Here is a 14715-nt window from a genome sequence, read left to right on the forward strand (position 1 = left end):
CTTGATTTTCTAGATTTTTTTGGTTCAATAGAATAACCGATGAATCGATTAACTTTTTATCTAACCATCTGTTATGCCATACCCTTCCTCTTTCCTCAGTTTTTTTTGGGTTTGTGCCTATCCTATTTACTGAAAATTCTTGGAAATGATCTCTACTCCAATCGAATCAATAATCATTTGGCGTACACTTGGTTAAGGCTGTTCCTTTTTTTTACACGAACAAAACTCATTTGTGATTTGGACAATTGGGAGCCCGGGCAATCTAAAAAATTCATCATATGCAACCACACCAATGCCCTTGAAGTTCCGATAGTCGTTGGTTTACCTTACTTAAAACATACTCCCAATTTGAATCTCTCTTATTTAGGAGGTGACATCATCCAAAGATACAAACTAATTCCGCTGATGATGCATGCACGAATTGTAGAAGCGGTCACCTATTCCGAAAAAAAACCAAATTTTCGCAATTTTAAAAAGGACGTTTTGTACGTTTTGGAAAGGAGAACTATATTTCTTTTCCCTGAGGGAAAACGTACCTACTCAGAAGAAATTTTGCCTTTTGAGACAGGAGTCATGAAAATAGCCTATAAATTCCAAATAGATTTGGATATCTTTGTCGTCGGAGGATTGATGAAATTCAGTGATGATACCAAATTCATTCATTTTAGAAAGAACAATCTAGTCTATGTAGCTTTCTGCGGTAAAATCCAGGCGAGCGAACATGCTAGCTTTGAATCTTACCTCCAATGTGCAGAAAAAATGATGAAAAAAAAGAAAGAAAATTTGGACACACTGTACTTTCCAAATTAAATTTTGGTTAATTCCTCTTTGATGAGTTGTTCTACTCTCAATGCAAGATCCTTGCTCGAGACCCCTGCAAACTCTTCTGGGTAAATTGCTGGCAAAATCGACACATGAACAGAGGCAGGTTGTAAAATCATCCCACTCTTTTCCATAATATTGGATGTACCTTTGATTGCAATTGGAACTATCGGTACGCCAGAGTCCATTGCTAAACGAAAGCTTCCTGCTTTGAATGCCCGCATTCCTGCACCTTTACTCCTAGTGCCTTCCGGGAAAATTAAAAGTGAATGTCCTTCTTTCAGTACTTTGACACCAGTTTCTATCGCTAAGGTAGAATCACTCCGATTCTTTCTGTCCAAAAAAACACAATGCATGACTTTCATCCAAGATCCTACCACAGGAATTTTGAGGACTTCAATCTTTGAAATAAAACCAAATGGCTTTGGTACTGAAGAAATTAAGGTGGGAATATCAAAATTTCCTTCATGATTTGCTACAAATAAAACGGCACCAAATGGAGGGCTAGTCTCTATCTTTGGAATGACCTTTACCCCAACGATTTTAAGTAAGGTGCTCGCCCATTGTCTTGGTATTTTGTTTTTCTGCCAATCAGTCTCTTCGGTGGAATTCAGACTTAACTTTTTTGCCTTTGCCCTTCCAATAAAACTAAAAGCTCCTCTTATGAAAAAATAGAGGTAGAATAAAATTGTGCGGAACATGAGATGCCTTACCTTTTATCATGAATCATGAGTTCTAGGAAAGATTTTCGAATTTGGTCAAAGTTATCAAGTGTTTAAATCCATGGAACTTACCGAATAGACTAATAGTTATGGATTCAGAAAAGGCAATATGGATCTGGCCTAAGTCCGGCACAGAAACACTTATTCAATTCTTGTTCTTTATTCTGATTATTTATTTTTTGATTCAATTTTTAGGCTATCTTTCCAGAAGAAACCATAATGCCAGGCAAAACTGGGTTCGTTTAAGTATACTTGCCACAAAACGAGGATTAAAGCTAAGTCAAAAAAAGATACTACATCTTTTTTTCTTTAGGCTTAAGTTAAAACAACAAGAAACTATTTTCGATTCAAAAGAGCAGCTATTTCATTTGTTATTTCACTATTTCGCAAATTTAGATGATGGCCATTCCGATACCTATTTAGAAATAATTCATCTCTTACATTTCCAAAATAGCTCCATCGATTCCTATCCTTTAAAAAGTCCATTTGAACTCCAAGAGAAAGAAATGATTGCCTATCGATCGCAGTCAAATTCTGGATTGGCAAAAGTAACAACCAGATCAAGTGAACAGATTGTACTTTCGATCAAAGGAAAAAAATTCCATAAACTTCCACAAAATGGAAAGATGGAAGCCATCGTTTACCGAAAGGGAGTTGGCATCCAAAGATTCCAAGGAAAAAGTAAAAAAATTTCCCACAACCATATTGCTTTTATCCCAACAGGACAGCTTGGTTAGTAGATCGTCAATCTTGCCTCTGCCATAGCCAAGGGACAGGCCTAAAACTCCAAGAAAGTAAGGAAACCTCTCATCTTCGCATTAATGATGATCCCTTGGATTCCCAGCCGATTTAGATAACTTGTTGAATTTTTCTCAGCCCCTAGATTTCATGTGACATAATATCCATGATCTGGAACCGATTTAGTAAAAATGCGGAAGCGCTGTCTCTGGGATTTGTGCTGGTCTTCTCCTTTACCTCCCTCATTTGGAATGGGAATTTTATGGTGCGGGGGATTGCTACCTTCCAAGGAGTCGGTGATTTTTTTTCAGGTTCGTTTGATTCTTTGGGCAGCTTAATCAAAAGTTCTTACAATAAACTCGAATCCTTTGAACGTGTGAGAGAAGAACGCGATTCCTGTTTAAACGTCATGGAAGAATACCGACAAATGGCAAAGGACATCGACCGCCTCAAAGCTGAGAATGATATCCTTCGGCAAGAACTGAATTTTCCTCTTCGTTCTGATTACCCTGCTGTACGGGCAGAGGTGCTTAGCGTTCGGCTCAACTCCATTTATCGGACCATCATCATCAATAAAGGGTCGGAAGTTGGGATTAAGCCTTATATGCCAGTCGTCGCGAGGGCTCTCGATGAGAAAGGCCGCTTTGCCGAGGCACTCGTCGGAAAGATCATCGCCGTTTCCAAAGGATCTGCCGTAGTCCAACCTCTAATCAATTCCAATTTTTCTATGGGTGTTTCCGTCCCTGGAACCAATCTCTGGGCCTCTCTTTCAGGCAATAGCGGGAGGGGGACGGATGTTCTTTTGGATTACATTGACTCAGGGATTGTCATTGACCCAAAAGCCATTGGAAGTTTTCCCATGGGCCCAACTCCTCCTGGAACAAGCAACACCTACTTTACAGAAGGCTTTAGCAAAATCGGAAAGCCTGTCTTCAGTTCTGGCGGATCGGGCGTATATCCCTCTGGAATCCCTGTCGGGATCATCATCGAAGAGGGGCCGAGGAATGGGTCCTTTAAAACAGCCTTTGTGCGCCCCTTCGTGGAATTTGATAAACTCCTGAATGTCGTTGTGATCAAAAAACTCCCAGAAAAATGGCGAGAAGAGTGGCCAGCGGAAAAGACGATCCAAATTGACGGGCCGTACTTTGGTGAGATTGATTTTCCCAGAGAAAAAGATTATAACCAGAAAAACCAACAAACTCCTAAGAAGAGCTTAAATCCGCTAAACAACAAACCTTCATTGAAACCCGAGAACGGCCAAGAAAATCCAATTGCTCCTAAAGAGGAACCAGTGGAGGCAAATCCATGATTCTCGAAAAAGTATTTATCATCTTCGGTATGTTACTCGCTCATTTTTTAAATGGGTCAAATTTGTTTGAGTTAGGAAATGCGATTCGCCCTGACTTCATGATTATTTTTGTCATCTTTTTTGCCTTTAGAAAAGGTGGGCTTTATGGACTCTGGTTAGGTTTTTTTGGTGGATTACTCGCTGATACTGCCTTAGGTGGAGAAATAGGACCAGACAATCTGATTTATTACAAGATTGGTTTACATTCTTTTTCATATGCGATCACCGGTTACTTGGTAGGGAAAGTAGCAAGAGGAGCCTATACGGAAAATTATGTTTCAACAACGATCTATGTTTTTGGTTTCACTATTCTTTCTAGAATATTAACTTATTTGCTTTTCTGGTTATTTTTCCATTCTAACCATAGTTATTCGTTTTTATATGTTTCAATCTACAATGCATTCATAGGGCCAGCTATGTTTTTTCTTTTAACTTTGGCCTATCGACTTGAACATGATGAGGTTCGTCAATGAGTGGTTCCGCTACCGAGTTTAGATTAGAAAACTCATTTCGAAGACGATTGTATTTCTTTACAGGGATGATCGTTTTCACTCTGACTGCATATATCTTTCAACTTTTCAATTTGCAAGTTGTGCAAGGAAGTGAAAACTCCCTAAAAGCCGAACGCTTTGTTCGTAGAAGTGAGTCCATACCTGCTGACAGAGGGCAGATCTTTGATCGCAACTTTATCACACCAGAAACATCTCAACCATTGGTATCAAACTCAGCATCATTGGATGTAATTTTGAATACAAGTTTACTTAAGAATGATCCCAAAAAAGTAAAAGAATTTATTTATAAATTTTGTGAATCACTTTCGATACCACTTGCATATTACGAAAAGGATCTTCAAGAAAATCGTCTGATCAAAAAAATCCGTTCCAGAGAACCATTTGTACTTTTAGAAGGTATCTCCAGAGACCAACAAGAAAGAATTCTTGTTTTAGACAATATTAACCGCTATGTCTATCTCGTTTCCTCACCAGCCAGAATCTATCATATGGGCCCGGCTCTCGCACATGTCTCTGGTTACGTTGGCAAACCATCTACCTCTGATATCCAAGAAAAAGAAATCAAATCATACCAATTGGTGGGCAAAGGAGGGATAGAATCACAATTTGATACAATTCTTAGAGGCCAAGATGGTTTCAGAATCCAAAAACGAAATACAGAAGGTAATATTGAAGAAGAGCGGGTGATTGAACATTCGATACCTGGGAACAATCTCATATTAACCATAGATCGTGATCTACAAATTGCCGCCTATCGCGCCTTAAAAGGTGTGAGAGGCACAGTTATTGCGATCAAACCAACAACGGGAGAGATTTTAGCAATGGCTTCAAATCCTTCCTATGACCCAAATCTCCTATCAGGAAAAAATAAACAAGAACGAGCAAATCATTTTGCAAGGGTTCAAAACAATGGTGGTTTTTTAAACCTAGCCATACAATCTAAATTTCCACCTGCTTCCACATTTAAAGTGTTAGTTGCTTTGGCAGCAATGGAAAGTGAACACAAAATCAATTATGATCCGAAAGGAACATTTAGTTGTCCCGCGAGTTTTACTTTAAAATCTACCTTCAAAGGTGTACCTGATCAGGTCTTTTACAATTGGGATAAAAAAAATCACGGTGAGTTAAACCTAGCACAAGCGATTGAAAAATCAAACTCTGTTTATTTTTACCAATTAGGATATAAATTAGGCGCAGAACCAATATTAGCTTATTCTAGACTTTTCGGCTTGGACAAAAAAACAGGAATTGAACTTCCGGGTGAAATCACTGGGTTTATACCAAGTTCAGAATGGAAAAAAAGAACCTATGGAAACAAATGGTTTGATGGAGACACTGTCAATCTCTCAATAGGACAGGGATTTATTTCTGTCACTCCCATTGAGATGGCACTCTTTTTTATGGCGATCATAAACAATGGTAAAATCTATAAACCCTATATAGTTTCCGAAATTAGAAGTCCATTGGACAATTCCATCATACAAAAAACCCAGCCTTCCATTTTAAGAGATATACCTCTAAAAAAATCCACAATCGAAGCAATCAAAGAAGGTCTTTATTTGGTAGGATATTCTGGAACTGCATCTGGTGTATTAAACATTCCAAGTCTCCCTGAAGTAGCAGGAAAAACGGGAACTGCACAAACAAGACGCAGAGGTGCTTCCTCCTCAAATCATGCTTGGTTCATAGGTTATGCTCCTTTTAATGCACCACCCGAAAAACAAATATTAGTTGCTACCTTCGTAGAGTATGGCGTTGGAGGAGCAGCTTCTGCCGCACCTGCCGCGAGAGAAATTTTTAAAGCAGCCTTTCCACCTGGATCTTTCCCAAAAACGGATCGATCAAAAGTAAGAACTATGGAGGAAGAGGCGCCTGTGGAAGAGGAGGCATTTTAATGGCCGAAAGAAATACAGAAAAGTTAGATTACTTTTTGATCTTTTCAGTTTGTATTGTTGGTTTAGCAGGTGTTCTGACATTGTACACCCAAGAAGCAAATACGGCAGATGGTTTAGGCCGCTGGTACAAACAATTTATATTTCTCTTTGTAGGACTTGCAGGAATGTGGTTTATGTCTAGAATCAACTATCAGTTGATTGGATCTTATGCACTTTCTATTTATTTGCTTTCGATCATTTTGCTTATCCTAACTCTCATTCCTGGCATCGGCTATTTACCTTCTGGTCGTGGTGCAAGGTCTTGGCTAAAATTAGGACCCATCACGCTACAAGCATCTGAGTTTTCTAAACTAGCTACCGTTATATTATTGGGCCAATACTTAGTGTTGAAAGAGAAAGAGATGCATAAAATTACCGTGCTTGTTGTACCTTTCATTATCTGTTTGGTTCCCATGTTATTTATCATTTTACAACCAGACTTTGGAACTGCTGTTTCATTTTTACCAATGTTATTTACCATGTTATATTTAGGCGGAGCGGATATTTTACACGTTGGCTCATTGCTTACTTTTGGTGGAATCTCCCTCATGGTCCCGATGTATTTGGCATACTATAAACTCACCTTGGTGCAACCGCTTATCGATCTTCTCAGAAAGGAAAACAAAGTCGAGCTGGTCTCTTTGGTTAGCCAAGTGCAAGGTAAGATTTGGCCAATCCTCGAAGGAAAAAAAGTACCTGGCTTTGATATCCCTGGTTTCCAAAACCAAAAAAATTTACAACTGATTCGCGAAGCAGCGGAATCAGTGAAAGATGAGTACGGAAGCATTGGATTTAAAATTTTATCTAACGAAGTTTTTATGATTGGTTTTGGAGTCATCCTTTTACTTGTCAGTCTTGTAATGATTGGGATAAGGATAACACAAGGATCAAAAACCATTCGGCAATATTACATCCCTATCGGCATACTAGGAATCTCTATCTTGTCTGCAATGGCGGTTCACAAATCCATTCCATTCCGAGAAAACCAGGTCATTCGTTTGACCGCTTTTTTGAATCCAGACCAGTTCAAACAAGGTGCGGGTTACCAACTTCGTGCCTCAAAACCTGCCGTCGGTTCGGGTAAGATCTTTGGAAAAGGCCTATTCAATGGTGAAATGACAGAAGGACGCGTACCTCATGTTCCGGAAGCAGGAACAGATTTTATATTTGCTTCATGGGCAGAACAGACTGGCTTTATCGGTAGTGTGCTTCTTCTATTCTTTCTGATGTCCATTCCGTTAAGAGGATTGCAGATCAGCTTTGAAAGTAAGGATAGATTTGGTTCCTTGCTTGCTTCTGGTATTGTGGCAATGATTTTTTTCCACATTGCCATCAATGTTGGGATTGTGATCGGTTTGCTTCCCGTAACGGGTGTTCCGCTAACTTTTATGAGTTATGGTGGATCTCACTTGGTAATGGCAATGATCGCTGTTGGGATCATTCTTTCCATTAAGAAGAGAAAATTCGCAAACTAATGTATGTCAAGTCCTCTAAAAAAAGTAACCCAGAGTAAGGATTTTTTCACAGAGAAAATCAGACTCGAACAAGCTGTGATTGATTTAGAAAAAATGATCATGGAAACCGATCCTCTATTTCAAAAGATAGATCATTCTCTGCTTAAGATGAAAGAAATAGCAGATCAAAATGATTCCACTTACTTTCTCCAAAGGGTGAAAAAGCTAGATGCACTTATTCACGCCTTAAAAATTAAAAAACATTATGCAAAAGATGAGTTTGATGGTATCTACCATACTTTAGAGAAAATTCGCAATGAAGATCGCATTGAATTTTTAGATTCAGCCTTAAAGAATCGTATTGCAAAAGTTGCAAAGAATTTACAAAAAGCCGATCCGGAACTTCCCACTCAAGATCTAAAGCATAAAACTCGGTATACAATTTTTAAAACTGATGGTGTACTCTTCTTATTACCATACCAAAGCTTTAAAATTCTCCGACAAATTCCAGCATACAAATCACATATTGTTTTAAATGGAAGGAAAATACCCTTGTTTCCCGGAAAGGGATTTGCAATCGATGACCAAGACAAATCAAAGCAAAAGAAGAACGTACTATTGATTACCAATGCAGAGCAGAAGATGGAAGCATTTTATTTCGATGAACTTTTAGAAGATTGGGCGGTCTCCCATAAAACGATAGAGTCCTTATTAGAAAAAACTAGCTCACATAAAATGATTTTAGGAAAAATCAAACGAGCTGGAAGATACTACCACTTAATTCGATCTACTTAGTATTTCTCTGGAATTTTTTTCATCCAGAGCAAGTTGGCCTCGCAATGCATCGATTCCATCAAACTTTTTTTCGTCTCTAATTTTCTCCACAAAATGAATCTGCATAGTTTCGCCGTAAATATCTCCCGAAAAATCAAATATATGCGATTCAATATGGATTGTTTGGCCATCAAAAGTTGGATTTAGGCCAACGTTTACCATCGATGGAAATTTCTTTCCTTGGACATGCGTATAACAAGCATACACACCAATGGCAGGTAAAATCACATCAGTAGGAATTTCTAAATTGGCAGTTGGGTATTGAATGGTTCTTCCTCTTTTCTGTCCTTCCATGATCCGACCTTCTAAAAAAAAGGTCCTACCCAATAGCTCGTTTGCCGTTCTAAGATCTCCTGATTCTATCTTTTTCCGAATGTAAGAGCTGGAAATTTTTTCTCCTTCTAAGGAAACCGCTTCTTGGAGTTCGACATCGTATGAATACTTATTTGCGTTATCCTTTAGAAGTTGGTAGTCACCTCTACGATTGCTTCCAAAGAAATGATTGTATCCGATGACAATGTACTTAGCATGCAATTGACCGATGATGATATCCTCTAAGAATGCTTCCGCACTCATCTTAGAAAGAGATTCAGTGAATGGTAATTCGATCAGATAGTCGATTTGAAAGGATTCGATTAATTGGGTTTTGATCGATTGTGAGCTGAGGTATTTGAAGTTTTCACGCTTGCCAAGAACTACGGCTGGATTGGGAAAGTATGTCACGACAACGGAAGGAATTTGCCTAGCTTTGGCTTCTGTTACTGTTCTCTGTAAGAGAGACTGGTGTCCCAAGTGAATGCCATCAAAGTTCCCCAAGGTGAGCGAGGATCCCATTGGAAAATCATTGCTTAGTTCGGAGAGTGAATTGATAATTTTCAAGGCTCAGTTTCTTTTTGACCGACATTTAGGACAGGTGTTTCCTTTGAAAGTAAAGTCAGTCCTCATCTCGGCAATCTTTTTCTCCTCCCTCTTGCTAGCGGAAACATGGGAAGCACCAAAAAAAATAGGTTCAGCGATCGACTTTGCCTGGGAAGAGGGTTTGCTACCTGAAGACATCGCTACCTACCCTGAACTCCGCACCTGGGCTTTGTACCAGTCCTATGAACTCGAACCTGATTCCAATTTCTATTCTTTGGAAAACCAAGTTGCTAGAATGGTTCCAGAAACTGGTCTACGTTTCTTTCTCGAAAAAGAAAACTATACGGGTGGTGCTTTGTACCTCTACTTAGATCTGACCAAATTTATCCCTCTGAAGCAGGCACATGCGCAAAACCGTAGATTGGCCATACTACTGAAAGGAAAGGTTCGAAAGGAAATCTTCTGGGGAAAGTCCAAGGAATTTCAAAATCCTGTTGAGATCGAAGTAGACTCACAAGATTTTATCGGCAGTCGTTTGGAGATAGAACTTATCCCAAGCCAAAACGAAGTTGGAAGGTTTTGGGGGATTTGGGATGCTTGTCTGGTCAAAAACAGGAATCGATAGAAGCCGAACTCAGATTAACTTACGTATTTTGAACGGAATTCTTCTTCGTTGATGGTTTGGAAATAACTCGTGAGGCCTGCAACTTTAAAAACCTTCTCAATGGCAGGCTTCATGTTCGCGATCGAAAACTTTCCCTTCAGTTCTTGGACATAATTCAGCTGCTTGATGAGCATACCAATGCCAGAGGAGTCAATGTAATTCAACTTTTCCAAATTCACCACAACATGCAAAGGTTCAGAGCCTGATTGTGGTATATTTGTCTCTAAAAAGTTCTTAAAATCTAAGGAAGTATAGATGTCTAAACTACCAGATATGCTGACAACGTGAGCATCTGAACTTTTTTTCAGGGTGATTTCCATAGGAAGGGTTCACCTACAGCTTTTGATTTCTTTATTTTTATTCAACCTTATTTTTAATGAAATTAATGATTTCACTTCAAAAGTCGAAAATAGATATAGAGATCAAATTTCTGGGAGAAATTATGCGAGCACTCATCACTCTATTCCTATGTATCATTAGCTCGGTTTGTGTATATGCTGCCGATGATGAAAATAAAAATGTCAGCCAGGCAGACCCCTTCCGATTGAATGCCGATGGTAGCATAGCTATCATTCCTTATAACCCAGCTCAAAAAGCACGGATAGACGAGTTGGCAAAAGATATTGATAAATACAATGCTCAGATCAATGAAAAATTGAAATTTCTCAATTTTGAAAAAAGCATTAAGGACTCTAGGTATGGGCAGGTGAGCTATGCACGCGAAATCAAATTGCCTCATGAACCAAGTTATGTGCTCCACACTCGTTTTGTCATGAAATTGAAAGGTGGCGGTGGTGCCGAAGGCGGTGGCTTCTCTTTGGATGAGTTAAGCTTTTGGTCAAGAAAATCGCTTACAACAAAAAACAAAGAACCAGTTACAACTTATCGAGATCTCAAAAACTCGGCAACAGCTGGTGGACTAAAAGGTCTTGTATTGTCCGTACGAACTGTTACTATTTATGAAGACGTTACAAGAACATATGAGTTCGAAAAAATCCAAAGTCCCTGGGAAAGATTGCGCTTAGCAACCGTATACCGAGATAGACAAATCGAAGTATTAAGAGCAATTGATAGATACATTATGTCAAAGGGAAAACTGGAGGCTAGAGAGGTTGATGATTCAATTCTAGAAGTTACCTTTGGAGGGGATTTCCAAGAACCTTAATTAGGTATGTTTGGTAACACTCCAAAAATACCTGATTACTACGAAGCATTAGAACTCCCATTTGGTGCAACTGCGGAAGAGATTCGATCCAACTTTCGCAGACTCGCAAAGATCTACCACCCCGATGTAAAAGGAACTGGTTCAGAGAACCAGTTCAAATTTTTATTAACCGCTTACAAAACCTTATCTACTGAGCTGAGAAAAGAATATGATGAGGCCTTTAAAAAATCCAAAGCCATTCAATTCATACAAAATGAATTAAGCAAACAAAAACCGTTTATTCTTCCACCTTCTCGGATACAACTTGGCAACGGAATTTTGGAATTGGCCAGAAAAGGTTTAATGAGGAAGGGGTTTCGAAATCGAGACCGTAAAAAAATTACCGGTATCAATTACGATATATTGATAAAGATAAAGAAAAACGAATCAATGAGAACCATCATTGCTCAAATCCCTTTAACCGTACGGATCGTATGCCAAACTTGTATGGGCGGAGACCCACATTGCCCAGGTTGCGACGGAGCCGGCAGCTATAAAAGCTCGCGTAATCTGACAGTTGAATTCCCTCCTAGCACGATTCAAAACCAAAGAATTTATGAGTTTGATCTCTCAAAATTTAGGCCTGATTCTTACACACACTTTAAGAAAAAAATTTTACGTGTCAAACTCCATGTGACCTCCAAATTATCCCTTGCAGTCTAAATAAAAAAGGCGATAACGGAAACCATGAGCTCATTCCCATCTCTACTCAGATTTATACCCATTTATAAGGAAAAGATTTGGGGAGGCAGGCGCTTACAGGCAAGCCTCAAACGGAACATTCCTGCGGGCAAAATTGGAGAGTCTTGGGAACTTTCTGATTATGGCGATGACCAGTCTCGTATCTCCAACGCAGATTCGATCTCGTTCAATGCATTGTATAAACAGTTTCCTAAAGAGGTGTTAGGCGCTACTTTTATCGACAAACCTTTTCCACTCCTTGTCAAAATCATTGATGCAAATGATAAACTTTCTGTTCAAGTTCACCCAGATGATGCCTACGCAGAGACTTACGATCCTAGTTCATCGGGCAAAAAAGAATGTTGGATGGTACTATCGGCTGAGCCTGGTGCAGAATTGGTGGTTGGTTTTTCTAGGACTCTAGAACGAAATGAGTATGAGTCTTTAGTACTGCAAAACAATGGAGAGGAACCCCTCCGTCGATGGAAGGTAAAAGCTGGAGATGTTTTTCTATTGGAACCAGGCACCATCCATGCCATCGGAGCAGGTGTTTTGTTATTGGAAGTACAACAATCCTCCGACTCAACCTACAGAGTTTACGACTATGGAAGATTAGGTGATGATGGCAAACCAAGGTCTTTGCATTTAAAAAAGGCTCTCGATGTTTTGAATTTTTCCCAGTCGGATTCTTCTGAAAAGCAAATAGCAAAACTCATCTCTTTCTCTCCATGGAAACGATCAGTCTTTACATCAAACGATAAGTTTAGACTGGAATCTTGGGAATTTCCGCAGGCACAGTTCCTTTGCTTGCGTCCTCTCTCAAACCCAGTTAGTTTTGGCATAGTTTATGTGAAATCAGGTGCTCTCATAAAAGTCGATACAGGGGAAAGATTCCAAGCAGGAGATACCTTTTTGATCACGGCAAAGGCATTTGAGAACGAGGAAATCCTACTGACTGAGCCAAAGACAGAACTTGCCTTTATGGGCTCAGGAACTGACTTTGTGAACTGGGATTAATGTTCTGGTAAAGGGATACGATCCACTTCATCAGGAACTTTTGGAAAGAGATCCTTTGCCCAAAGTTCTTTTGCTCGTTCTATCTTTTCTTGATCAGTAGATACAAAATTCCACCAAATGTGTCTACGTTCAGCCAGAGGTCTGCCACCTAACAACATCAATCTGCTTGGCTCTAAACTTTGAAAGGAAATTGTCTCTCCTACCTCGAAGTAGACCAACTCACCTTCCTGTATTATGCGGTCACCGACTTGGATCTTACCTTTAGAAACATAGATGCCAGACTCATAGGAAGGATTGATGGACCAAGAGTAAGAGGAGGACTCTATTTTTATTTGAATGTCTACATAGATAAGCTCGCTGTGGGTAACTGCGGTTGAGGTCATGTTTTGAAATTCCCCACCTAAGACATATATGGTGCTCTTCTCATCTTCGAGTTTCGGAATTTCCGCCTTGCCAATGTGTTGGAAACTAGGCTCTATATCTTCTTTGTCCTTTGGTAAAGCAATCCAAGTTTGTAAACCCTCCAGAAGATCACTATTGGGGTCTCTTTCGGAACGTTCACTATGAGCTATTCCTTTGCCCGCAACCATCCAGTTGGTTTCATAGGGCCGAATCAACTGTGAAAATCCTAAGCTGTCGCGGTGGTGGATGAGCCCATTATAGAGAAATGTAATCGTTGCCAATCCAATGTGTGGGTGAGATCTTACGACCATCTCATTGCCAAGTTCCATTTTTTTAGGTCCGAAGTGATCCAAAAAAACAAAAGGGCCGATGCTCCTTTTTTCCATGGCAGGTAATACACGTTTGATGATAAAATGGTCTCCCAAATCTTTTGCATGGCCTTTCAATACTATTCGATTCATTTGCGTTTGCCTTTCATTTTTTTCTTTGCCTTAGGCTTTGCCTTTGCTTTGGGCCTTGTTTGGTTTGTTTTAAAAATCTCCTCTACTTTTCCGACAAACAAGCCGATTGCTTCTTTTCCTTGGGTCCAATGCGCTTTATCTCTGGCATTAAAATATAGGATAAATAGTTTCTCTGCTTCCGAAAACTTCACATCACAGGCATAGATATGACTACCTTTCCAACCTCGTCCATTCGGTCCAAGGATTGGAATAGAATTGATTCTCTCCCAATTTAGACCATCTTCACTCTGTAAAAAAAGGATGGCAGACCCAGATTTTTTTTCTTCCTCATTCCAATAAATACCGTTCTGAAATCCAAAGAATCGATCCCTCCATTGGAGGACTTTTATTGAGCCTGCCGCTACATTACAAAACATGTCAGATTCCATCGGAGAGAAGATAGGTTGCGAAAATATTCGAAACGGACCAAGAGGGTTTTCCGATTCTGCCACAGAGATATGTTTGGGCTCACAAAATCCACAATCAGTCACATAAGCCAAAGAAGAGGAATAGTACAATCGATACTTTTCATCAGAGACCTTCACCAAACATGGATTACTCACAGAATTACCCCATTTGGAATCCGAATGAAATGGTTTTGATGGTTTCAAAAGTGTTTTGGGAGTATCCCAATGTTTTAAGTCTTTGCTTGTCATAACCATAATCTCAGATTCCCACTTTCGAAATGGGAACCATGACATTAAAACATGAAATGGCTTGTATTTCTCAAAATACAGATAGTACGTACTACGTTCCTGAAACAAAAAAGGACGCATACCATGGAATAACAGCCGTTTTGGTTTTGACCACTCAATTCCGTTTTCTGAATGATAATGTAAAATCCCAAAAATATCATGCGCAACCAAATGCCACTTGTGATCCAGTGTAGTCTCCGGAAACAGAAAACTCGGATCTGCAAGGATTGGCGAAGGGAATCTAGGCTTTAGGAGAGGATCTTCTTGGTATAATTTCCAGAAGATATTGGTTTTGATCGGTATATTTTGCTTCACTTTTGACAATGGCAT

General features: G+C 39.5%; 16 protein-coding genes. 11 read left to right on the forward strand and 5 right to left on the reverse strand.

Features of this window, described 5'->3' with window-relative positions:
• The first annotated feature begins 39 nt into the window (after window positions 1-39).
• Window positions 40-810 carry a 1-acyl-sn-glycerol-3-phosphate acyltransferase gene (locus DI060_RS12815; protein ID WP_108977258.1) on the forward strand — a complete coding sequence of 257 codons (771 nt, stop codon included), beginning with the start codon at window positions 40-42 and terminating at the stop codon, window positions 808-810.
• Here the strand turns inward: DI060_RS12815 and DI060_RS12820 are convergent.
• Window positions 807-1523, reverse strand: a complete 717-nt coding sequence (locus DI060_RS12820; protein ID WP_108977260.1) for a lysophospholipid acyltransferase family protein — start codon at window positions 1521-1523, stop codon at window positions 807-809. The two genes, DI060_RS12815 and DI060_RS12820, sit on opposite strands and share 4 nt — an antisense overlap.
• A gap of 110 nt (window positions 1524-1633) precedes the next feature.
• Between DI060_RS12820 and DI060_RS12825 the strand changes: the two genes are divergently transcribed.
• The 6 genes from DI060_RS12825 (at window position 1634) to DI060_RS12850 (ending at window position 8325) form a co-directional block, all read left to right on the forward strand.
• On the forward strand, window positions 1634-2281 hold the full coding sequence (locus tag DI060_RS12825; protein ID WP_108977262.1) for a hypothetical protein: 648 nt from the start codon (window positions 1634-1636) through the stop codon (window positions 2279-2281).
• A 167-nt stretch (window positions 2282-2448) separates the two neighbouring features.
• The gene (gene mreC / locus DI060_RS12830; protein WP_108977264.1) at window positions 2449-3591 is read left to right on the forward strand and encodes a rod shape-determining protein MreC; all 1143 of its coding nucleotides are present in this window, start codon (window positions 2449-2451) and stop codon (window positions 3589-3591) included.
• Complete coding sequence (mreD, locus tag DI060_RS12835) at window positions 3588-4103, forward strand: rod shape-determining protein MreD (RefSeq protein ID WP_108977266.1); 516 nt, start codon at window positions 3588-3590, stop codon at window positions 4101-4103. The genes mreC and mreD overlap by 4 nt, the downstream gene beginning before the upstream one ends.
• Window positions 4100-6037 (forward strand): penicillin-binding protein 2, encoded by a 1938-nt coding sequence (gene mrdA, locus DI060_RS12840; protein ID WP_108977268.1) that lies wholly within the window; start codon window positions 4100-4102, stop codon window positions 6035-6037. The genes mreD and mrdA overlap by 4 nt, the downstream gene beginning before the upstream one ends.
• Window positions 6037-7551 (forward strand): rod shape-determining protein RodA, encoded by a 1515-nt coding sequence (rodA, locus tag DI060_RS12845; RefSeq protein WP_108977270.1) that lies wholly within the window; start codon window positions 6037-6039, stop codon window positions 7549-7551. The genes mrdA and rodA overlap by 1 nt, the downstream gene beginning before the upstream one ends.
• Before the next feature lie 3 nt (window positions 7552-7554).
• Window positions 7555-8325, forward strand: coding sequence for a hypothetical protein (locus DI060_RS12850; RefSeq protein ID WP_108977272.1), 771 nt, complete (start codon window positions 7555-7557; stop codon window positions 8323-8325).
• Here DI060_RS12850 and DI060_RS12855 read toward each other — a convergent pair.
• Window positions 8308-9243: a bifunctional riboflavin kinase/FAD synthetase gene (locus DI060_RS12855; RefSeq protein WP_108977275.1), complete on the reverse strand. Its 936-nt coding sequence runs from the start codon at window positions 9241-9243 to the stop codon at window positions 8308-8310. The two genes, DI060_RS12850 and DI060_RS12855, sit on opposite strands and share 18 nt — an antisense overlap.
• Between DI060_RS12855 and DI060_RS12860 the strand changes: the two genes are divergently transcribed.
• Complete coding sequence (locus tag DI060_RS12860; RefSeq protein ID WP_244594396.1) at window positions 9230-9847, forward strand: LIC10729 family protein; 618 nt, start codon at window positions 9230-9232, stop codon at window positions 9845-9847. The genes DI060_RS12855 and DI060_RS12860 overlap by 14 nt on opposite strands.
• Before the next feature lie 14 nt (window positions 9848-9861).
• Here DI060_RS12860 and DI060_RS12865 read toward each other — a convergent pair whose 3' ends face one another.
• Window positions 9862-10206 (reverse strand): STAS domain-containing protein, encoded by a 345-nt coding sequence (locus DI060_RS12865; RefSeq protein WP_108977277.1) that lies wholly within the window; start codon window positions 10204-10206, stop codon window positions 9862-9864.
• A 122-nt stretch (window positions 10207-10328) separates the two neighbouring features.
• Here DI060_RS12865 and DI060_RS12870 point away from each other — a divergent pair, with 122 nt between their 5' ends.
• Genes DI060_RS12870 through DI060_RS12880 form a run of 3 tightly spaced genes read left to right on the forward strand, consistent with a single transcriptional unit; the run spans window position 10329 to window position 12788 of the window.
• A complete protein-coding gene (locus tag DI060_RS12870; RefSeq protein ID WP_108978109.1) occupies window positions 10329-11051 on the forward strand; it encodes an LIC_12936 family protein in 723 nt (240 codons plus the stop codon).
• A 6-nt stretch (window positions 11052-11057) separates the two neighbouring features.
• Window positions 11058-11753, forward strand: a complete 696-nt coding sequence (locus tag DI060_RS12875; protein ID WP_108977279.1) for a J domain-containing protein — start codon at window positions 11058-11060, stop codon at window positions 11751-11753.
• 24 nt (window positions 11754-11777) lie between these two features.
• Window positions 11778-12788, forward strand: coding sequence for a type I phosphomannose isomerase catalytic subunit (locus tag DI060_RS12880; RefSeq protein ID WP_108977281.1), 1011 nt, complete (start codon window positions 11778-11780; stop codon window positions 12786-12788).
• Here DI060_RS12880 and DI060_RS12885 read toward each other — a convergent pair.
• Window positions 12785-13651 carry a pirin family protein gene (locus tag DI060_RS12885; RefSeq protein ID WP_108977283.1) on the reverse strand — a complete coding sequence of 289 codons (867 nt, stop codon included), beginning with the start codon at window positions 13649-13651 and terminating at the stop codon, window positions 12785-12787. The two genes, DI060_RS12880 and DI060_RS12885, sit on opposite strands and share 4 nt — an antisense overlap.
• Complete coding sequence (locus tag DI060_RS12890) at window positions 13648-14715, reverse strand: glycoside hydrolase family protein (RefSeq protein WP_108978110.1); 1068 nt, start codon at window positions 14713-14715, stop codon at window positions 13648-13650. Before DI060_RS12890 ends, DI060_RS12885 begins: the two co-directional genes overlap by 4 nt.

Source organism: Leptospira ryugenii (genome assembly GCF_003114855.1).
Taxonomy (GTDB): Bacteria; Spirochaetota; Leptospiria; order Leptospirales; family Leptospiraceae; genus Leptospira_A; species Leptospira_A ryugenii.

Excerpts from the sequence above, each read along its gene's own strand:
- DI060_RS12815 (WP_108977258.1), top strand. The coding sequence starts at position 40 with ATGAATCGATTAACTTTTTATCTAACCATCTGTTATGCCATACCCTTC.
- DI060_RS12820 (WP_108977260.1), bottom strand. The coding sequence starts at position 1,523 with ATGTTCCGCACAATTTTATTCTACCTCTATTTTTTCATAAGAGGAGCT.
- DI060_RS12825 (WP_108977262.1), top strand. The coding sequence starts at position 1,634 with ATGGATTCAGAAAAGGCAATATGGATCTGGCCTAAGTCCGGCACAGAA.
- mreC (WP_108977264.1), top strand. The coding sequence starts at position 2,449 with ATGATCTGGAACCGATTTAGTAAAAATGCGGAAGCGCTGTCTCTGGGA.
- mreD (WP_108977266.1), top strand. The coding sequence starts at position 3,588 with ATGATTCTCGAAAAAGTATTTATCATCTTCGGTATGTTACTCGCTCAT.
- mrdA (WP_108977268.1), top strand. The coding sequence starts at position 4,100 with ATGAGTGGTTCCGCTACCGAGTTTAGATTAGAAAACTCATTTCGAAGA.
- rodA (WP_108977270.1), top strand. The coding sequence starts at position 6,037 with ATGGCCGAAAGAAATACAGAAAAGTTAGATTACTTTTTGATCTTTTCA.
- DI060_RS12850 (WP_108977272.1), top strand. The coding sequence starts at position 7,555 with ATGTCAAGTCCTCTAAAAAAAGTAACCCAGAGTAAGGATTTTTTCACA.
- DI060_RS12865 (WP_108977277.1), bottom strand. The coding sequence starts at position 10,206 with ATGGAAATCACCCTGAAAAAAAGTTCAGATGCTCACGTTGTCAGCATA.
- DI060_RS12870 (WP_108978109.1), top strand. The coding sequence starts at position 10,329 with ATGCGAGCACTCATCACTCTATTCCTATGTATCATTAGCTCGGTTTGT.
- DI060_RS12875 (WP_108977279.1), top strand. The coding sequence starts at position 11,058 with ATGTTTGGTAACACTCCAAAAATACCTGATTACTACGAAGCATTAGAA.
- DI060_RS12880 (WP_108977281.1), top strand. The coding sequence starts at position 11,778 with ATGAGCTCATTCCCATCTCTACTCAGATTTATACCCATTTATAAGGAA.
- DI060_RS12885 (WP_108977283.1), bottom strand. The coding sequence starts at position 13,651 with ATGAATCGAATAGTATTGAAAGGCCATGCAAAAGATTTGGGAGACCAT.
- DI060_RS12890 (WP_108978110.1), bottom strand. The coding sequence starts at position 14,715 with ATGCCATTGTCAAAAGTGAAGCAAAATATACCGATCAAAACCAATATC.